This is a genomic window from Sorangiineae bacterium MSr11954, assembly GCA_037157815.1.
GTDB lineage: Bacteria > Myxococcota_A > Polyangia > Polyangiales > Polyangiaceae > Pendulispora > Pendulispora albinea.
On the sequence record CP089984.1, the window covers coordinates 4,165,745 to 4,185,168 of the forward strand.

Below are 19,424 nucleotides of genomic sequence, written 5' to 3' on the forward strand. Positions count from 1 at the left end.
GATCAGAAGCTCCCTTCGAGGCGCATGCCGGTGCCCCACGGGACCAGGCGCACCTGGCGATCCGTGGAGGTCGAGAGGTGGAGGGCCGAAGACGCGTTCGACGGGGACGGCTTGACCCACAGGTAAACGGCGAACGCCCCGAGCGCGGCGCCCGTGGCCCACCCGGTGATGGCCAGCGCGTCCCACGTGCGAATGGCGCCCCGCGCGTCGTCGCAGGCGACGCCGCGGTTGCACGTATTGCGCGCATCGCTCGCCTTGTTGCCCGCCAGCGCAAACGCACCAAAACCGAGCCCCACCAGCGCAACGGCGCCTGCCGTGGCCACGATCGGGAGTGTGCGATTCGCTCCCCCGGCGCTCGCACGATCCGCGGGGCGCTGCTCCTGCACGGCGCTGGTCGCGCTGGCCTTGGCGGGCGCCGGTGCCGATGCGGACGCCGGTGCCGGTGCGGGCGGTGGCCCGGAGGAGGGAACGGGAAGCAACGGCGGCTCCACGGTGGTGATCTCGCGCTCGACGACCTTGAGCGACTTGGAGTACGTCTGCCGGCCCGTGGCCCGCACCTCGAGAACGTGGGTGCCCGGCTCGAGGTTGGTCACATAGCCCGTTTCACCGGGGGCGAGCGTCTTTTTGTCGACGACGACGGTGACCTCGGCCTCGTTGACCCCTTGCGGAATGATCACCTTCAACGTGGGGATGCGCGTGCGCAGCTGGGCGAGCGCCTCGCTGGCCGCCTCCAGCACTTCTTTGTTGTTCTCGGCCCGCGCCTGCTCGTGGGCGCCGACGTAGTCGGCTTGCGCATCGAGCAAGCGCCCCAGGTTCTCTTCGCAATGGGCCATGCGGAATCGCACCCCCGGGGTCAGCTTGATGGCGGCGACCTTCTGCAGCTTGTCCAGCGCCGCGGCCCACTGCTGCGCCTCTTGATCCCTTTCGGCCTTGGCAAACAAATCGCGCGCGGTTCGAATCTCGGCGGCGGAAGGGGTTTGCGGCTGGGCATGCGCCGTCGTTGCCGTGGCCGACGTGATCGCAAAGGTGCCGGTCAACGCCAACGCCAAGAGCAAAGAAGCTCGGGTCATCGGATAAACGCCTCCTCGGATTTCAACTGAGCTAAAATTTGTCGCATCAAATAAGGGCGCAGAGGGCGACGAGGGGGCGCGAAGCGTACTACGGTCGTCGGCGCCATGGCACCGCCCTCGAACTCGTCGAACTCGCCCGTTTCGTCCGCTCCACCCGTCCGCCCAGTCACGGTGAAGGACCCCATCGCGTTCCGCGCGGCATGCGACGAGGCCCGTCGTTCGGGTGCAACTGTAGGGTTCGTCCCCACCATGGGCGCGCTCCACTCGGGACACTTGGCCCTTGTAGCTGAAGCGAAACGAAAAGCGTCGTTCATCGTTGTGTCCATTTTCGTCAACCCCACACAGTTCGGCCCAAACGAAGACTTCGTTCACTACCCGCGCGATTTTGTTGGCGACCTTCAAAAGTTGACCGACCAAGGCGTCGATCTGGTCTTCGCGCCCGAGCCCTCCGCGATGTACCCCGAGGGCGAGCAAACGCGGGTGAAGGTCCACCGGCTGACCGATCCCCTCTGCGGGGCCTTTCGCCCCGGCCACTTCGAGGGCGTCACCACCATCGTGGCCAAGCTGTTCGCCCTCTCGGGGCCGGCCGTCGTCGTGTTCGGCAAGAAGGACTACCAGCAGCTCGCCGTCCTTCGAAAGATGGTGCGCGATCTCTTCTTTCCCATCGATCTCATCGGCCACCCCATCGTGCGCGAGGCCGACGGTCTGGCCATGAGCTCCCGCAACGTCTACCTCTCGGCCGACGAGCGCGCGCGCGCCCTGGGTCTCTCCCGCGGCCTGCGCGCTGCATGGAGCGCCTTCGAAGGCGGCGAGCGTCGCACCGAGACCTTGCGCGCCCTTGCCCTGCGCGAGGTGCACGCCGTGGCCGACCGAATCGACTATGTCGATGTGGTCGACCCCGTGGATCTCATGCCGCCCGGCGAGCGCATCGACGGCGGCGGCGCCGGCGCCAAGGCGCTGGTGGCCATCGCCTGCCACATCGGGAAAACACGTCTGATCGACAACGTCGTCCTCGGCGAAGATCCGGTCCCCGGCGCGGCGGTGACGTCGTGAGCGCCGCGGGCAGGGGAGGACGCTTCGTGGTGCTCGAGGGCATCGACGGCGCCGGCACCACCACGCAGACCGCGCTGCTCGCCGAAACGCTCCGGAGCGAGGGCGTGCGGGTGCGGGCGACGCGGGAGCCGAGCGACGGCCCCATCGGCGCGCTGATCCGGCAGGTGCTCTCGGGTCGGGTGGTCGCGCCCATCGAGGGAGGCACCACGGCGCTCGGGTGGGAGCCCATGGCCTTGCTCTTCGCGGCGGACCGCATGGACCACGTGCAGTGCGAGATCGCGCCCTTCGTCGCCCAAGGCGGCGTCGTCATCTCGGACCGCTACGATGCGTCCAGCCTCGCGTACCAGAGCGTCACCAGCGGAAGGGCCGAGGGCGATCCGCTCGCGTGGATCCGCGTCCTCAACCAGCGCGCGCAGAGGCCCGACTTGACCATCGTGCTCGACATCTCGGCCGAAGCCGCCGCCGCCCGCCGCTCGGCCCGCGGCGAGGCCGCCCAGATCTACGACGCCAACGAGGTGCAGCGCGCATTGGCTGCATTCTACAAGAATCTCCCCCACCACATGCCGGGCGACCGCATCGCCGTGCTCGACGCCGACGCTCCCGTCGATGTCGTTCGAGCTCGGGTGCTGGAGGTCTATCGCACCGCGTTTGCGCCCCACTAGCCGTCCCTTCTGCAGCCGGCGCGCCGCTTCCCGAGACGGCGCGCCCGCATTTCGGCGCATACGCGGATGCGGCGCATAGGTCCGCGCTTGCTGCCGGTGGCTTTCTTCTGGGATCATCCCCCGCGATGACGAAGGATCCGCTTCAGATCGAAGGGCAGACCATCGCCGAGAAGTACCGCGTGGAGCGGGCCGTGGGGGAGGGCGGCTTTGCCGTCGTGTACCGGGCGATTCATACGATCTGGAACCGGCCGGTCGCCATCAAGTTCTTTCACGCCCTCTCGCTCGCGCGCCTCGATCGGCGCGAGCTGTTCATGCAGGCGTTCATTCAAGAGGGCGCGCTGCTCACGGAGCTGAGCAGCCAAACGGCCAGCATCGTTCAGGCGCGCGACATCGGCACGTACATGTCGCCGCAAGGGCATTGGATCCCGTACATGGTGCTGGAGTGGCTCGAGGGCTGCTCCCTCGACGAGCTCCTGGAGCACGAGCGCGAGGAGAAGCTCCCGCCGTGGAGCCTCACCGAAATGATGAACGTGATCGGACCGGTGGCCAGCGCCCTCGAGGTCGCCCACGCGCGCGGCATCGCGCACCGTGACATCAAGCCGGGCAACCTGTTTCTGATCGGCGACCGCACGCGCGGCAAGTCCACCGTCAAGGTCCTCGACTTCGGCGTGGCCAAAATGATGGCCGACAACACGGACGTGCAAGCGGCGCTGGCCAAGACCGGCGCCAGCGTTCAGTCCTTCAGCCCCCTCTACGGCGCGCCCGAGCAATTCACCCGAAGCTACGGCGCCACCGGCCCTTGGACCGATGTGTTCGCGCTCTCCCTGGTCGCCGTCGAGATGCTCTCCGGCCGCCGCGTGCTCGACGGCACCGACTTGGTGCAGCTCGCGTGCGCCTCCGCCGATCGCGATCGGCGCCCCACGCCGCGCGCCCTGGGGGTCCCCGTCTCCGACGCCGTCGAGGGCGTGTTCGCCCGCGCCCTGGCCGTGGAGCCCGCGAAACGCTACGCGCGCTGCGGCGAGTTCTTGGCCGCGCTCACCAGCGCCGCGCGCATCACCCCCATCGAGCCGCCGCGCGTGTCGGTGGCCGCGTCCCGTCCGGCCGTGATCCCCGGGCCGCCGTCGAACATCGCGCTCGAAGAGACCTTGGTCTCGGAGTCGTCCCCCGAGGTCGCGCCCCCGCCGCTCGTGCCATCGACGGGATCGGGCGCCATCCTCCCGAGCTCCGCCTCCCCGCCGCCGGCCGACCTCGGGAAGGGCCGTCGAACGAGCTTTCTCCTCGGCGCCGGCGCGGCCATCCTCGCCTTGGGCACGGGCGTGCTGCTGGCGTTCTTCAACCATTCGCGCGAGCCGTCCGCGCCGGGTGGGCCGGGCGCCGTCGGTGCATCGGGGGCATCGGGCACGCCCGCGGCGCCTTCGCAGGAGCTGGCCTCGGCTGCCGTCGGGACACCGGGCAAGCCTGCGCCGGCGTGCCCGGAGGGCATGGCCCCGATCCCGGCTGGCCAATTCTTCATGGGCTCCGACGCCAAGGAGGCGCAGCCCCATGAAAAGCCGTCGCACAACGTCAAGCTCGGCGCCTTTTGCATGGACACCTACGAGGTCACCGCCAAAGACTACAAAGCGTGCTCCGATATCGGCAAATGCCGGAGGGCGCCCGTGGAGGTCGACTGGCCGGCGATCACGGCGGCCGAGCGAAAGCTGTATTCCACTTTGTGCACGGTGGCCGATCCGGCCAAGCAGGATCATCCCATCAACTGCATCTCCTGGGATATGGCCACGACCTTCTGCAAGGCGCGCGACAAGCGCCTCCCCACCGAGGCGGAGTGGGAATACACGGCCCGCGGCCCCGACGGCCGCACCTATCCATGGGGCGACGAGGAGCCTCTGCCCGCGCACCTCAATGCGTGCGGCACCGAGTGCGTGGCCTGGGGCAAATCCCACCACGTCTCCTTGGAAGCGCTCTACCCCGCCAGCGACGGTTACCCCACCACGGCGCCCGTGGGCCAATTCCCCTCCGGCAAATCGCGCTTTGGCCCCTTCGACGTCGTTGGGAATGTCTGGGAGTGGACCGCCGATTGGTATGGCGACTACGGCCCCGACGATGGCACCAACCCCGCCGGCCCCGCCTCGGGCGAGCGCCGCGTCATCCGCGGCGGCGCCTTCAACGGCAGCTTTGCCAGCTGGCTCCGGCCGTCATTTCGCTATGCGCAGGATCCCAAAGCCCAAAGCCACGGCATCGGTTTCCGCTGCGCCAAATCGCTTTAGCCCGAGCGGGCTCGTTCGCGGCCGTCAGCCCACGAGCGGCCGCACGATCAACGTGCACGTGTGCAATGCGCGCGCGGGGCCATTGATGTATTCGACGGAGTAGCGCCTGCCTTCCGTCGCTTTGTAGCGGCAGAATCCTTCGATGAGGCCCCACTCGAAGTTGCGCGGGTAGGGCGTCTCGCAGCGGACCTCGATGGCGCGGTTGGGCAGGCGCGAGGAGAAATAGTGGCCGACGTCGCCGCGGTGGTTTTGGTAATAGATGCCGTCCAGATTCATCAGGATCGACTCGGTGTCCTCGCCCATCGGAATGTTGGCGCTCTCGACCACGTTGCGCCCCACGTCCCGGAGCTTGGCCGGGCCGACCACGGTTTGAATGTCCTTCAATGCGTTCAGCCAATGTTGAACACGAATGAAATGATCCGGCCGCAGATCGGAAATGCGAAGATCGTGCTTCTCCACGATGCGGCGCCCGATGGCGGGCATCAATTTGAAAGCGTCCAGGGTCGCCCGCACATTGGCGGCGCGAACGACGGCGCCCGGATCGCTGCAGCTGAACTCCATGGACATCCCCCTCGGCGGGTACCGTCACGGTATCACGAGCGCGGGCAGCGCAGCCGTTATCGAAGCGCCCCGCGGGAACCTGCGCACCTTCGGCTACCAACGGACCCCATCGGTGCGGGTCTCGGCGCCGCGTTTTCGGTCGGGTCCGTCCAGGTGCGCGACGACGAATGGCGGTTCGACGGATCGCGCAAACCCGCTGGGATGCCGCGATTGCGCTCGGCCGGCGGGGAGCGCGATGGCGCGTTTCGGGTATTTTCAGAAACGCTTTCTCGCGCGCATCATGAAGACCGAATGACCACCGATTCCCTCAAGGTACGACTGCTCGATTCGTTGCGCGCCGAGCTCACGCGCGAGCTCGAGTCCTCGCGCCGTCGTGCGCACGACGCCGCCGTCGCCGCCACCCACGAAGAAAACCGCCCGGAGAACGACAAGGACATGCGGTCCACCGAGGCATCGTACGTGGCGCGCGGCCAAGCCGAGCGCGTGCGCGAGGTGGAGCACGCCCTCGCGCGCCTGGCCAACATGCCGGTGCGCGATCTGGAGCAGGGCGATGCCATCGTCGTCTCCGCCATCGTCAAGGTTCGCCACGATGGGAGCGAGACCACGTACTTCGTGGTCCCCGCGGCCGGCGGCGTGCGCCTGCGCGACGGCGATGTCGAGGTGCAAACCTTGGCCACCTCCAGCCCCCTCGGCGCCGCGCTCCTCGGTCTCTCCGAGGGCGACGAGGCCGAAGTCTCGACGCCCCACGGCAAAGGCGGATTGACGCGCCTCTTCGAGGTCGTCCAAGTGCGCTGAGCGATTGCAGTTCCACCCCCGCGGCCCCAATCCCGCGGCCCGAATCCCCGAGCCGGAGCCTCGAGACTCTCGCCCGAAAGGCCGAAATTCGAGTAAGAAGCGGACATCATGCGTTTTCTCCGCCGATGCACCTCGCTTCTCGCCGTCTCCTCCACGGTGGTCCTCGCCGCCGCGTGCGGAGGTTCTTCCCGCGCCCCGGCTCCCCCCACGCCACCGCCTGCTCCCGACGCCTCCGCGCCGGTGGATGGCGCCGTGACGGCACCCAGCCTGGCCGAGAGGGTGAAGCAGTTCGCCCCCGTGCGGCTGATGGCGGACGTCTCGAAGCTGCCCCCGTCGGAGAAGGCGGCGCTCGAGAAGCTGGTGGCGGCGGCCAAGCTGATGGACTCCATCTTTACGCGGCAAGCGTACCGCGGGAATGTGGAGCTTCGCGCGAGCCTCGCGTCGGACACCTCGCCCGACGGCAAGGCCAAGCTCGGGTACTTCGATCTGATGCGCGGCCCGTGGGATCGGCAGGATCATTTCAAGCCGTTCGCCATCGAGCGCGAGCACCCCAAGGGCGCCGGGTTCTACCCCGAGGATCTGACGGTCGAGGACTTCAAAGCGTACGTGAGCGCGCACCCCGCGGAGAAAGCGAAGCTCGAGGACGAGCGCACGGTGGTCGAGCGCAACGGCGACAAGCTCGTGGCCGTCCCGTATTCGACCGCCTACGCGGAGTGGTTGAAGCCGGCCGCGGCCCTCTTGCTCGAGGCCGCGAAGCTCACGAGCGACAAGAACCTCAAGACGTTCCTGACCGCCCGCGCCGCCGCCTTCGCCTCCAACGACTACTACGCCTCCGACAAAGCGTGGATGGACCTCGACGGCTCCGTCGAAATCACCATCGGCCCCTACGAGACGTACGAGGACGAGCTCTTGGGGCTCAAGGCCTCCTACGAGAGCTTCGTCACCGTGGCCGATCCGGCCGCCTCGGAGAAGCTTGCAAAATACAAGAAACTCCTGCCCGCCATGGAAGCGCACCTGCCGATCCCCAAGGAGCTGCAGACCAAGCGGGGCGGGGCCAGCCCCATTCGCGTGGTGGATCTGGTCTACAGCTCGGGCGACGCGCGCAAATCGGTGCAGACCATCGCCTTCAACCTGCCGAACGACGAGCGCGTTCGAAAGGAAAAGGGCGCCAAGAAGGTCCTCTTGCGCAACCTGATCGAGAAGAAGTTCGATGTGATCATGCAGCCCATCGCCCAGCGCGTGCTGGCGCCGGGGCAGCTCAAGAACCTCTCGGCCGACGCCTTCTTCCACGAGGTCCTCTTTCACGAGCTCTCGCACTCGCTCGGCCCCGCCTTCGTCACCGTAGGCGGCAAAAAAGTGGAGGTTCGCGCGGCCCTGGGCGAGAGCCACGCGGCCATCGAGGAGCCCAAGGCCGACGTCATGGGCGTCTACAACCTCCTCTACATGATCGAGCGCGGCGAGCTCCCCAAGGACATGCACGACAAGATCCTGGTGTCGTACTTCGCGGGGCTCCTGCGCGGCGTGCGCTTCGGGGTGGCCGAAGCGCACGGGCAGGGGAACGCGCTCCAGATCAACCGCTACCTCGAGGACAAGGCCGTGACCTTCGATGAGCCCACCGGTCGCTTCTCCATCGATCTGCCGAAGCTGGAAGAGTCGGTGACGAAGCTGGTGCGCGATATCTGCATGTTGCAAGCGGCGGGCGACAAGGCCTCGGTCGACGGCATGCTCGCCAAGTACGGCGTCGAGAGCCCGCCCATCGCCAGGGCCACCACGGCGCTCACGGGCATCCCGGTGGACGTCGCGCCGGTCTATCCGATCGCCGGCGAGTACTGAGCTACTTCTGCGGGTGGCGGTGGTGACCATGACCGCCACCCGCCTCGCGGACGGCGTGCGCTTCCTCCTTGGTGACCGTGCCGTCCTGCACCGCGGTGGCCACGGCCGCGCGGATCTTGGCCGTGCGGGCATCGAACCGATCGCGCATCTCTTTGGCCTTCGAGGCGTCGAGCTTCCCGTCGGTGATGCGTTGTTCGAGGTGGGCCTTGTGCTTGGCGATGCGCGCCTCGACCTTCTGCTGAAAGACGTCGGCCTTCATGGGAAACACCTCGTCGCCATGATCGCCCGCGAACGCGGGCAGGGCGACGGCGGTGAGCAAGAAGGTCAGGGCGACGGACGCTACGGATGCTTGAAACTTCTTCGTGAGTGCCATGCCCAATAGACGGCCGGGCCCCCGCATTTCGTCCACCGGGAGGCCCGACCTTACACGTCTTTACGTGGTTTCGGGATAGCCTGCGGCGCTCGCCTCAGTTCAGCGCAGGGTTGTTTTCCGCAAAGTATTCATGGCTATCGGCGTTGGCGCGGGCCTGGCTGGGGCTGCTCTTCGCCAAGCTCTTGCAGTCGCCTTGCCCGTAGGCGTTGTCGTCGGTGTCGGCCACCACCGCAAAGTGGCTGGTCTCGTGGACGATGGTCCCCGCCTTCGAGTCCGTTCCGGTGCGCGGCGCACCCCAGAACGAGCCGCAGAGGTACACGGTGTAGGGTTCGTCTTTGTACACGTACGCGAACGAGTTGCTCGTGCACGTGCTGCAGTCGAACGTAAAGGGTTTGCTGTCGAAGGCGCTCTGGATGTTCGCAAAGTGCCCTTTGACCACGTCCCAATTGCTCGACGAGTACGCCCCGAACCACGTGGTGTAGCGCGTGGTGGCCGAGGGCGTACCGTTCAAATACGTAACGGCTTGGTTCGCATACGTCCCGGCCGAGGAGAACGCGTTGGTGACATCGGTCTGCTGGCTGCTGCTGCACCCCGCGAACGACGGCGTGCCCGCGAGCGCCGACGATTGCACGCTCTTTTGCAACGTCATCCGCCGCGCCAGCGGTGACACGTAGCCTGCGGTCTGCACGCTCACGTGGTTGGACGTGACCTCGGCCCGCTCGTCCGCTGACCGCGCGCCGGCCGGCGCCAGCTCCGCGCGGTACTGAATGTCGTACGTGCCCGGCTGCGACATATCGTAGTACTGCGCCAGATCCACGGCGCGGATCAGGCTCTCGCCCGGCGCCAGCACCAGGTAATCGCTCGGGCGCGGGAGGCCGCGCTTGTAGTGGCGCCCTTGGTATGCGACGGGCTCGCCGTCGCGGGTGAGCACGAAGAGCGGCTCGCCGAGCTCCGTGGCCAAGGTGTTCCACGCGAGAAAGCGCGCGGGCTCGGAGGTTCCATTGGTCAAGGTGACCGTGACGTCGGCGCCATCTTGCTTCGAGAGCGTGGCCCGCAAGGTGGCGTCGTCCGAGCTGGGCTCGGAGGTCGCGGAGCACGCCGCAAGAACGGGGAGAACGGCGAGGGCAATGGCCGACCTGAACCTGCGTGTTCGGGGATGTTCGTTCATGGAATCCTCCTCTTGGACCGACTCAGCGCGATGCATTGGAAGCGAGTTTCACCAGCTCGATGAGGAGATCCCGCACCTTGCGCGGCTTCTCCCCGTCGTTGTCGGCGAGGATCTTGGAGACGTCGTCGCCGGCTGCGTGGTAATCGGGGTTGAGGTCTCCGCCGCCCTCGGGGTTGCTCAGCCCCTCGAAGACGAACAGCACGTCCTCGCCCTTGTCGTAGAACGAAGCACCGTCCTGACGCCGCGCGTACTGCGCGATATCGTGGTTGATGCGTCCGAACGGCGCGGGCAGCTTGGCGTTCGCCTGCGTGAACAGCGACGAGAGGTAGCTGGTGGTGCCGTCCGACTTGGTGTCGATGATGCTCAGACGATTGGCGTCCCAGCGGGCCACCATGTCGAAGTTGATGACCCCGACGATCTCCGACAATCCAACGCCGGCGATGGGATGATCCACGAAGTACTTGGAGCCGATCAGCCCATCTTCCTCGGCCGCCGTCCACACGAAGAGCACCGAGCGATTCAGCTCGTCGTTGGCCTTCGCCTGCGCGAGCGCCGGCAAGCTGGCCACGAGGACCGCGCTGCCCGATGCATTGTCATCCGCACCGTTGCGCACCACGCCGCTCGACGTGGTCCCGATGTGATCGAGGTGGGCCATCACCACGATCACCTCGTTCTTCTTTGCGCCGGTGCCCTCCAGCCGCCCCAGCACATTGTGCGTATTGCCGGCGGCGGCCGCCGCGCCCTCGACATAGGAGCCCCGCTCGAACAACGTGGTGCCGAACGAGCCGGCGCCGTGCGCAGGGTGCGCATCATCGCCAGCCTGGTGCGCGTCGTCGCCGTGCGCGCTCGCCAGCCCAAGGCCCGCCGGCGCCAAGGTGCTTTGCGTGAACGTTTGCGCATAGGCGCCGTTGGGATCCCCGGAGTTGGGCCCCGTGAGCCCGTATTTGACGAGCCGGTCCGTCACGTACTTGGCGCATGAATCGAACTCCGGCGAGGGGCTGTTGCGCCCCTTCATGGAATCCGACGCAAAGTATCGAATGTGCTCCATCGGATCGGAGTCCGCATCGTCCGCGAGGATCACGGACGCCGGCGCGGGCTCGGCAGCCGCCCCCGTCGACTCGGCCGACCCCATCCGCCCCGAAGCGCCGGGATCCTCGGAGCGCCCCGCGCTGCAAGCCCATATGCCCGCCACGGCGAGCATCACCCATGAAAGCGCATGTCGTTTCATCATGCTACTGCGCTCCTCCAACCGCCGACCCGACCCCCACGGCGGCCCACGCATTGCTCACCGACGCGATCTCACCCGCCGAGTAGCCGAGCTCCCGCGCCGCTTGTTCGCTGGCCGAGCGCGCATTGGCATACGTCGCCGAGGAGGTGAGGATGGTCGTATTGGCGGTGTAGAAGACATGGGCGGCCTTCTCGATGCCAATCCCGTCGACCTTGACCTTGGTCTTCCCACGCGGGTGCGTTCCGCCTTGCGAGAGCAGGTAGAAGGCGAGGTTGGGCACCCCGGAGCTGAGATGCGGATTCATCCCCGAGGTGAAGTTGGGCGCATAATCGATCGACCGGCCGTCCTTGGCCGGATCGTTCATATAGCGAAGCGCATCGCCCGACTTGTTCGGCGTGTACACGTCCTCGCCCACCTGCCAGGTGCCCTCGGAGACCACCTTTCCGGCGTGGTACCACTCGACCACGGCGCCAAAGATATCCGACATCCCCTCGTTCAACCCGCCCGATTGACCGGAGTACCGGAGATCCGAGGTGGAGGTGGTCACGCCGTGCGTGAGCTCGTGCCCCGTCACGTCGATCGAATACGCCAGGTTCGAGAACGTCGTGCCGTCGCCGTCGCCGTAGCGCATCTGGGTGCCGTCCCATGACGCATTGTTCTTCGTCGCCCCCGACGAGGTCTGGATCAACGCGTGAACGGAGCTGATCAACGTGAGCCCGTTGCCGTCGAGCGAGTCGCGGTTGAACAGCGTTTTGTACGCGTCGTACGTGATCCCCAGGTTGTCGTAGCTGACATTCACCGTCGCATCGGAGACCTCCGCCTGGCCCTCGCTCCGTTCGAGGGTGCCGCGGCTGGTGGTCTGCCCCGCGTCGTAGATCTTGCGCGACTTGAGGGTCATGATCGTGGGAATGCGATCGACCACCGATCCATCGGTGGCATCGACGAGCACGGTGTCGACGATTTCGCCCTCGGCATCGACGCCCCGCACGGTCAGTCGGTGGACGAGCCGCAAGGCATCACCCTCCGGCTCGCGCCAATACGCCCGATCGCTCGTGGGATCGACCGACACCACGGCATCCTCCGGATACGCAGCGAGCGCATGGGCGGCCGCGGTCTCCACGGAAGCGGTGGCCACCGTAGGCGCCGGCAAATCGCTGCGGACATTTCCATTTGCCGCGTACACGAGCCCGCCCCGCACGTGCACGGCGAGCTCGCCGCCGAGCACCGCGAGACCATTCTTTCGTTGCGTATACCGATGATGAACGGCGCCCGACGCATCGGTCTGCGTGCTCTTCAAGGTAAAGTCGCCCTCGGCGTGCAACACGGCGGCGATCGACGGAAGCGCGCTCTGCGCATTCTGCGCCGTGAACGTACCGAGCTGGCCGCGCACGAACGTGGGGACGAGCGAGACGCGCTCGCGGGCAATCACGCTCACGCCCGCCGGTGCATCCTTGGCGGACTCCTCGCCCGGATCGCCCTCCGAGCTGCTCGAGCAAGCAGGGACGCACGCCAAAATCGGCAATGCCAAGAGCGCGGCCAAACGGCGATTCGAAAACAACACACCTGATTTCATGGCAAACCTCGTATCGAGACGGGGGTCGGGTTCGATGGATTTCGCTCGCCGAAACGTCCCGCAGAAGCGCGCGGCGCAAAGCTCGTGCACGCGCTGCCGGCGATGGTCATCGTCGGGAGACGGGTGATTCGAAAAGGCATGCGGTGGTGCGTGCGGATGCCCCGATGGGGCGATGTCCCGGAAGAAGGCGGAGACCCCGGACGAACCTCAAGGCGCAAACGTCACCCGCAAGCGTAGGTCGCAGCTCGTCGATGGGACGCCACTGCAAATCACTCGTCGGGACGGCGCTGAATATTGGCTACCATAATGGGTGACGCATACGTAAACAAATTATGAATTATGAGAATATTTCGATGGGTGCGGAGGATGCGGGCCAAGTAAGTCCAAGGTGGCGCGATGTGCGCCGCGCGCCGCGCCATTGGAGGCGCGCTGCCCTGCGGCAATCGGGGCCCAATGCGGCGCGGCATTTGACGCAACCAATGTTTCCGTTCTGTTGCGTGCACAATTATTTCTCGACGAAAGCGCGCGCGGACACATTTCGTTCGAAATTCGAGCGCACCGTCATAAAGGGTCGGCCGAGGCCGCACCAACGTTCCTGTGCAGAACCTTCGCAGTGGCGGCGCAAACGCGCGTGTGGAGTTCCGGCAGAATCTTCGTGCTCCTCGCACCAACGAGATGGGAGCGCTCACGGGCGCGGACCCCAAGAAAAATAAGCAAGACAGGAAGGAGGAGCTCCCCAAGTCGAGCCGCAAGGCGCGGGTGCGCTGGCGCGGGGTCATCCCCGCCGTCACCACCCCCTTCAACGCCGACTTGAGCGTCGACTACGGCGCGCTCGCCGATCAATGCCGATGGCTCGCCGAACGTGGCGTGTCGGGCATTGCACCCCTCGGCTCTCTCGGGGAAGGGGCCACCCTGACCCACTCCGAGAAGCGACAAATCCTGGAAACATGCGTTCGTGCTGTTGGCGACCGCGTGGCGGTCCTTCCTGGCGTGTTCGCCCTGAGCACCCCGGAGGCGGTCGCCTTGGCGCGGCATGCGCGGGCGGTCGGCTGCGGCGGTTTGATGATCCTGCCGCCGTTCATCTACGGCGCGGACGCGCGCGAGGTTCAGACGTATGTCGGCGTGGTCATGGCGGCCACGGATTTGCGGTGCATCCTCTACAACAACCCTCAGGCCTACCGTGTCGATTTCCTCCCCGAACAAGTCGCCCTCCTCGCCCGTGAGTTTCCGAATCTGGAGGCCGTCCGCGAATCGAGCCCCGATCCGCAACGGCTCACCGCCTTGCGCGCCGCGTTGGACAGCCGTGTCGAAATTTTGGGCGGCTCCGACTCGACCATCCTCGAAGCGTTCGCGGAAGGGGCTGTCGGCTGGTTATCGGGGTTGGTGAGCGCCTTCCCGGCCGAATGCCTCGCGCTGCATCGCCACGCGGTGGAGTCCAAGGTCGATCTCGATGCTTCGGGCGAGCACCCGATGCAAAAGCTGGCCGAGCTCCACCAGTGGTTTGCGCCGCTCATGCAATTGACCACCGGCCCCAAGGTGATTCAACACACCAAGTTGATTCAAGAGCGGGTGGGCCGGGGCCACTCCCGCGTGCGGGCGCCGCGCCTCGCGCTCGAGGGCGAAGAGCTCCGGCGCGCCCTGGAGATCATCGATCACGCGATCGCGACGCGCCCCAAGCTCGACGAGGCGCCGGCCACGGTCGCTTCGAAAGAGGCATGATTCGTCGATTTGCCAATCGCCGAATGCGATGATGCGGTGAGATTGTTCGGATATCACCGCGCGGATGTGCTAAATGCATGAGGGTCGTTCTGGATGAGCGGCGTTTGCAGCGGCGCGCGCCATGTGCGTGCTGATCGTGCGAATGCCCTTGCGGAGCACAACACCCGACGCGTCCCCACGCGTTCAACCCGTTTCGATAACGAGGTAACAACATGCATATCCGAACCGCTACGCGCAGGTCTGCGCTCGTCCTATCGCTCGTGATGGCCTCCACCACCGTGGTGGCCGTAGGCTGCAGCAGCAACGACGGCCCCGGCGCTGCAAATGAGGCGCCGAGCCGCCCCGAGGGCGACGAAACGAGCATCGCCGTGCAGGAGAAGGTGGCCACCGCGGTGCTCGACGTCCTGAAATCGGAGGACCGAACGCGGGTCATCGTCACCTTGCGCAATCAAGGCGACACCTCGGCCGCGGCGCGCGGGATCGAAAAGCTGGGCGAGGCCCTGCCGATCGAGGCGATTCGAAATCAGGTCCTCTCCAAGGTCGCGAGCCTCGGAAATGCGATCCACGTCTCCCGCACATGGAAGCACATTCCGGGATTTGCCGCGGATCTCGACGCGAGCGCCCTGCGCGCGCTGGCCGCCGATCCGAACGTGGAGCGCGTGGACATCGACGGCCGGATGCAAGCCAATCTGGCGCAGAGCCTCCCGCTGGTCAAAGCCGACAAAGCCCACGCCGCCGGCTACAAAGGCAAAGGTCAAAAGGTCGTCGTCATCGACACCGGCGTGGCCTCGAACCACCCGATGTTGAAGGGCAAGGTGGTCGACGAAGCCTGCTTCTGCGTGGACCAAGGCAACGGCTGCTGCCCGAACGGCCAAGAAACGCAGAGCGGCCCCGGAGCGTCGGCCGACGATCAAGGCCATGGAAGCCATGTCTCCGGCATCGTGGCGGGGGTCGCGCCCGAGGCGAGCCTGGTGGGGGTCAAGGTGTTGAGCGCGCGCGGGTGGGGCGACGATAGCAGCATCATCTCCGCCCTGGACTGGGCGCTCGAGCACCACCCCGACGCGGCCGCGATCAATATGAGCCTGGGGGATCCCAGCCAGCAATATGCGACCGACTGCGATAGCAGCCACAGGAGCTACGCGACGGTGATTGACAATTTGCGGGCCAAAGGCGTCATCACCGTGGCGGCATCGGGAAACGAGGCGAGCTCCACGGGCATCAGCGCACCGTCGTGCGTTGGCAATGCGTTTTCCGTCGGCGCCGTGTACGACGCCAATTTGGGCACCTTGCGGTGGCAGAATTGCACGGATCGCACCACCGCGGCGGACAAGATTACGTGCTTCTCCAACAGCGCGGCCAACTTGGATATTTTGGCGCCGGGCGCGATCATCACCTCCGCCAATTACCAAGGTGGCACCACGGACATGGGTGGCACGTCGCAGGCCACACCGCACGTGGCGGGCGCCGTGGCCGTCGTTCGCGGGGCAAATACCGCGCTTGCCCCCGCGGACATCGAGGGCATTCTCAAGACCACGGGTGTGGCGATTCGTGACTCGCGCAACAACGTGACACGCTCGCGAATCAATGTCGAGGCGGCCGCGAACGAGGCCGTGCGCCGCCGAAGCGCTCCTTAACGGAACCTTGATGTAAGCCGGGGTCGAAGCGGGAATGCGCTCCATCGAGCGCGCATTCCCCTTTCGATCCGCACCTCCTCGACCCGCATTGGGGGATATGACGCAGGGCCGGGCGACCCCGATTGGTCGAAATGGCACCTATCCTGCTTAGAGGGCCCGCTTCGAAGCGAATTGCAATTTTGCAATCGTTAAAAAGGAGCCCGCCGCCTTGGCAAGGGTGCACTCTCGCCCCAAGAGCGACCTTCCATCATGAGCCGTATCACCCAGCAGCGAAGTTCCATGCTGGCCTTTTCCCTTTTGGTCGCGCCCGTTACATGCCTCACCACCGCGTGCAGCAGTGACGGGCCGGGCAGCGCCGACGCCCACGTCACCCAGGGAAACCCTCTTTGCAATTCGCCGAATCGCGCGAAAAACGCAAAAAACGCGAAGGGTGCCAAGAACGCAAATGACGTCGAATCGGCGGGCCGCGCGCGTTACATCGTGACATTGCGCCCACCGAACGATCGTGCAACGCGCGCCGCGCGCGGGCTCGGGGAGTACGACGAATCTTTGGAGCTCGAGGCGATTCGAACCGATGTTCTCGCCAAGGCGAAGAGCCTGGGGGCCGAGCCGGAAATCGCGCATACGTGGAAGCACATACCGGTATTTGCCGCGGAGTTGGATCCGGCCGCGCTCGATACCTTGCGCGCCGATCCCCACGTGGCGCACATCGAGCCCGACGGGCAGGTGCAGGCCAGTCTCGCGGAGAGTTTGCCGCTCATTCACGCCGATGCGGCGAACGCGTCCGGGTACAAGGGAGCGGGGCAGAAGGTCGTCATTCTGGATACGGGCGCTGTGTCCAAGCACCCGATGCTCGCGGGAAAAATCGTCGACGAAGCGTGTTTCTGCATGGACGATTGCACGCCGTGCTGCCCCAACGGGCAATCGACCCAGACGGGACCCGGGGCCGCCGCCGACGACGAAGGCCATGGCAGCCACGTGGCCGGCATCGTGGCGGGGGTCGCGCCCGCGGCCACGTTGGTGGTGGTGAAGGTGCTGAGCGCGCGCGGAAAAGGGGAGGACAGCAGCACGATTTCGGCGCTCGATTGGGTGCTCGAGCACCACCCCGACGCGGCGGCCATCAATATGAGCTTCGGCGACTCGGGGCACCAGTACGCCGGCGATTGCGATGGATCGTTCGTCGGTTACGCGGCGGCCATCGATAAATTACGGAGCAGGGGCGTGCTGGCCGCGGCCGCGTCGGGCAACGATGCGAGCGTCAACGGGGTCAATCATCCTGCGTGCCTCAAAAACGTCGTCTCGGTGGGGGCCGTGTACGACGCCAACTTCGGTTGGCTCGAGTGGAAAAAGTGCAAAGATCCGCTGGCGAAGGCCGACCGGATCGTCTGCTATTCGAACAGCGGCAGCAACTTGGATATCTTGGCGCCAGGCTACAAAATCCGATCCGTCGACTTCGCCGGGGATGGAACGACCGAAATGGGCGGAACGTCGCAGGCCACGCCGCACGTGGCGGGGGCCGTGGCCGTGGTGCGCGCGGCCAATCCTCGGTTGGGGCCCGCGGCGATCGAAGAGATTCTGCAGAAGACCGGTGTGCCCATCAAGGACCCGCGGAACGACGTGACACGCTCCCGCATCGACGTGGATGCTGCCGTCAAAGAAGCCGTGCGCCGCGGCTCGCGTTGATGGCCTATCGTGGGTGAATGGCCTCGTCATGAGGGGTATTTCCCTCGTGCGCCCGAATAGGACCTTCGACGATGTTGCGGATAGGCCATCGAAGTCGTGATGGCATCCATCGTGCTATAGACCCGCGCTCCGAAACATCATCGAATCAACCCCGGAATCAACCGATACGGAGTGTGACGTGGGTCCTAAACGAACGATCGTATGGTGTGCCGCCGTGGGCGCACTCGCGGCAGTGGCATGTGGGAGCAGCTCGTCGGATGCGACGCCGAGCTCCGAGAACCCGAAGCCCGGTGGTCAGGATGGCTCGGGTTGGCCCGGCGCTGGGCCAAACGGTGACGGAGGGGAAGGTGGCAGCCCCACGCCCCCCGTGCAGGCCAAGCCGCCGGTGACCTCGTTCGCCGAATTGAAGGTCGTGCCCTTCGATGTCGATCGCGAGGATCTTTCGGGCCCGAAGAGCCACGATGCCCAGTATGGCAAGCTGCCCGAAATCGTCCCGGTCGCGGGCGGATCGTTCATCGATCTGGCGGTGCGCAACACGGATGAATCGGCGGGCGCCCAGGTCGCCGTCGTTCGGGTGGAGCCGGATGCTTCCGGCGCATGGCGGGTCACGCGCAACTACCAACTGCGATCGCTCGGCTGGCTCCTCGGCTTTGCGCGCGGCGCGGACGGTAGCTACTACTACGCCACGGGAACGAAGGATCCGGACGTCACCAAGACGTTCCCCGCGCCCAAGCAGTACAGGGCGAACGTGGTGCGCGCGCTTCGTTTCGACCCCGAGGGCAAGGCGCTCTTCGACATCGATGTCGACACCGCCCGTCCAGCGGCGGTCAAGGACTCGGAGCCCATCGTGCGCCCCGGCACCGCCTCGAGCTCGCGCCTGTCCGTCGGTGGCAATGTGCTCGGGCTCTTTCACGGGATCAACACGGAGCCCGACAGCAACGGCACGCGGCATCAGAAGGCCACGTCCACGTTCTTCGATGCGAGCTCCGGTGCGGTGCGCAAGGCGTCGAGCATCTGGGTCAGCCACTCGTTCGATCAGCGGCACCTCGTGGACGGCAACGACATTTACGAAGCCCACTTGGGCGACGCTTACCCGCGCGCTGTCGTCATGACTCGGGTGCGCGACGCGGCCGCCGGTCCGGCCCGCGAGGTCTTCCGTCCAAAGGGCGACACGGGTGCAAACAACACCTTTACGCGCCTTGGCAACCTGGCGCGCATCGACGCGGGGCCGGCTTCGGGGAGCTACCTGGCGTTGATCGCGACCGAGCGAACCACGACCACCGGTTCGCTCGTCTCGGGATCGCGCGATCTGGCGTTGGTTCGCCTCACGCCCAATTTTGCGACGGGCGCCGAGGCCGATGTGCTCGACCGCACCTTCGGCGCCGAGTCGCAGGTGACCTCGGGCGGCAAGGCGGTGACGAACCGCCTCCTCTATCTTACGGATTACGATACGACGGCACCGGGGAAGACCCACGCCGAGCGCCCCAAGCTCGTTTCGGTTGGGAACGGGGAATTCATCGTTCTCTGGGAGCAGTGGACCCTCGAGGGTGACAAACAAACGTTCAACGGCACCTTCGCCATGCGCATCGACGGCAACGGGAAGATCCTCGCCGCGGCAAAGAACGTGTCCCAACATCACCTCCCGCGCGGCGACGATGCCGTGGCCTATGGCGGCGGCGCAGCATGGGTCACGGGTGACAAGACCACGCGCGCCATCACCGTCCACAGGGTCGCGCCCAACCTGGACGTCACGGACCACACGATACCTTAACGCTCTTTTCGCAATTCCAGCACAGTCGAGACTTTCG

15 protein-coding genes are annotated in these 19,424 nt (G+C 66.2%); 9 read left to right on the forward strand and 6 right to left on the reverse strand.

All coding sequences use genetic code 11. The annotated features are described in order from the left end of the window. Positions 1-2: 2 nt before the first annotated feature. The gene (locus LZC94_16390; protein ID WXB18803.1) at positions 3-1,070 is read right to left on the reverse strand and encodes a hypothetical protein; all 1,068 of its coding nucleotides are present in this window, start codon (positions 1,068-1,070) and stop codon (positions 3-5) included. Positions 1,071-1,241: 171 nt separating this feature from the next. Here LZC94_16390 and panC point away from each other — a divergent pair, with 171 nt between their 5' ends. The 3 genes from panC to LZC94_16405 all read left to right on the forward strand — a co-directional run bounded on the left by panC (position 1,242) and on the right by LZC94_16405 (position 5,049). Beyond that, positions 1,242-2,123, forward strand: coding sequence for a pantoate--beta-alanine ligase (panC, locus tag LZC94_16395; protein WXB18804.1), 882 nt, complete (start codon positions 1,242-1,244; stop codon positions 2,121-2,123). Continuing rightward, positions 2,120-2,785 carry a dTMP kinase gene (tmk, locus tag LZC94_16400; protein WXB18805.1) on the forward strand — a complete coding sequence of 222 codons (666 nt, stop codon included), beginning with the start codon at positions 2,120-2,122 and terminating at the stop codon, positions 2,783-2,785. The genes panC and tmk overlap by 4 nt, the downstream gene beginning before the upstream one ends. Before the next feature lie 125 nt (positions 2,786-2,910). Next, complete coding sequence (locus LZC94_16405) at positions 2,911-5,049, forward strand: SUMF1/EgtB/PvdO family nonheme iron enzyme (protein WXB18806.1); 2,139 nt, start codon at positions 2,911-2,913, stop codon at positions 5,047-5,049. A gap of 24 nt (positions 5,050-5,073) precedes the next feature. Here LZC94_16405 and LZC94_16410 read toward each other — a convergent pair whose 3' ends face one another. Next, positions 5,074-5,616 (reverse strand): hypothetical protein, encoded by a 543-nt coding sequence (locus LZC94_16410; GenBank protein WXB18807.1) that lies wholly within the window; start codon positions 5,614-5,616, stop codon positions 5,074-5,076. Between the two features lie 285 nt (positions 5,617-5,901). On the opposite strand from LZC94_16410, the gene LZC94_16415 reads away from it, so the two are divergent. Next, the gene (locus LZC94_16415) at positions 5,902-6,405 is read left to right on the forward strand and encodes a GreA/GreB family elongation factor (GenBank protein WXB18808.1); all 504 of its coding nucleotides are present in this window, start codon (positions 5,902-5,904) and stop codon (positions 6,403-6,405) included. A gap of 108 nt (positions 6,406-6,513) precedes the next feature. Then, a complete protein-coding gene (locus LZC94_16420; GenBank protein ID WXB18809.1) occupies positions 6,514-8,238 on the forward strand; it encodes a hypothetical protein in 1,725 nt (574 codons plus the stop codon). Position 8,239: 1 nt separating this feature from the next. On the opposite strand, the gene LZC94_16425 is transcribed toward LZC94_16420, so the two are convergent. The 4 genes from LZC94_16425 to LZC94_16440 form a co-directional block, all read right to left on the reverse strand. After that, on the reverse strand, positions 8,240-8,611 hold the full coding sequence (locus LZC94_16425) for a hypothetical protein (GenBank protein WXB18810.1): 372 nt from the start codon (positions 8,609-8,611) through the stop codon (positions 8,240-8,242). A 94-nt stretch (positions 8,612-8,705) separates the two neighbouring features. Continuing rightward, positions 8,706-9,779, reverse strand: a complete 1,074-nt coding sequence (locus LZC94_16430; GenBank protein WXB18811.1) for a M35 family metallo-endopeptidase — start codon at positions 9,777-9,779, stop codon at positions 8,706-8,708. Positions 9,780-9,801: 22 nt separating this feature from the next. After that, entirely contained in the window at positions 9,802-11,010 is a 1,209-nt protein-coding gene (locus LZC94_16435) for a M28 family peptidase (protein ID WXB18812.1), read from the reverse strand. Between the two features lies 1 nt (position 11,011). After that, the gene (locus tag LZC94_16440) at positions 11,012-12,580 is read right to left on the reverse strand and encodes a M4 family metallopeptidase (protein WXB18813.1); all 1,569 of its coding nucleotides are present in this window, start codon (positions 12,578-12,580) and stop codon (positions 11,012-11,014) included. A 597-nt stretch (positions 12,581-13,177) separates the two neighbouring features. On the opposite strand from LZC94_16440, the gene LZC94_16445 reads away from it, so the two are divergent. The 4 genes from LZC94_16445 (at position 13,178) to LZC94_16460 (ending at position 19,387) form a co-directional block, all read left to right on the forward strand. Continuing rightward, complete coding sequence (locus LZC94_16445; GenBank protein ID WXB18814.1) at positions 13,178-14,299, forward strand: dihydrodipicolinate synthase family protein; 1,122 nt, start codon at positions 13,178-13,180, stop codon at positions 14,297-14,299. 212 nt (positions 14,300-14,511) lie between these two features. After that, positions 14,512-15,933: a S8 family serine peptidase gene (locus tag LZC94_16450; protein ID WXB18815.1), complete on the forward strand. Its 1,422-nt coding sequence runs from the start codon at positions 14,512-14,514 to the stop codon at positions 15,931-15,933. A gap of 249 nt (positions 15,934-16,182) precedes the next feature. Continuing rightward, positions 16,183-17,616: a S8 family serine peptidase gene (locus LZC94_16455; protein WXB18816.1), complete on the forward strand. Its 1,434-nt coding sequence runs from the start codon at positions 16,183-16,185 to the stop codon at positions 17,614-17,616. Between the two features lie 214 nt (positions 17,617-17,830). Further along, positions 17,831-19,387 (forward strand): hypothetical protein, encoded by a 1,557-nt coding sequence (locus LZC94_16460; GenBank protein WXB18817.1) that lies wholly within the window; start codon positions 17,831-17,833, stop codon positions 19,385-19,387. Positions 19,388-19,424 lie beyond the last annotated feature (37 nt).

Coding starts and splice junctions, on each gene's coding strand:
- LZC94_16430 (WXB18811.1), bottom strand. CDS start 9,779: ATGAACGAACATCCCCGAACACGCAGGTTCAGGTCGGCCATTGCCCTC.
- LZC94_16425 (WXB18810.1), bottom strand. CDS start 8,611: ATGGCACTCACGAAGAAGTTTCAAGCATCCGTAGCGTCCGTCGCCCTG.
- LZC94_16420 (WXB18809.1), top strand. CDS start 6,514: ATGCGTTTTCTCCGCCGATGCACCTCGCTTCTCGCCGTCTCCTCCACG.
- LZC94_16440 (WXB18813.1), bottom strand. CDS start 12,580: ATGAAATCAGGTGTGTTGTTTTCGAATCGCCGTTTGGCCGCGCTCTTG.
- LZC94_16405 (WXB18806.1), top strand. CDS start 2,911: ATGACGAAGGATCCGCTTCAGATCGAAGGGCAGACCATCGCCGAGAAG.
- LZC94_16390 (WXB18803.1), bottom strand. CDS start 1,070: ATGACCCGAGCTTCTTTGCTCTTGGCGTTGGCGTTGACCGGCACCTTT.
- LZC94_16410 (WXB18807.1), bottom strand. CDS start 5,616: ATGTCCATGGAGTTCAGCTGCAGCGATCCGGGCGCCGTCGTTCGCGCC.
- LZC94_16450 (WXB18815.1), top strand. CDS start 14,512: ATGCATATCCGAACCGCTACGCGCAGGTCTGCGCTCGTCCTATCGCTC.
- LZC94_16415 (WXB18808.1), top strand. CDS start 5,902: ATGACCACCGATTCCCTCAAGGTACGACTGCTCGATTCGTTGCGCGCC.
- LZC94_16455 (WXB18816.1), top strand. CDS start 16,183: ATGAGCCGTATCACCCAGCAGCGAAGTTCCATGCTGGCCTTTTCCCTT.
- LZC94_16435 (WXB18812.1), bottom strand. CDS start 11,010: ATGATGAAACGACATGCGCTTTCATGGGTGATGCTCGCCGTGGCGGGC.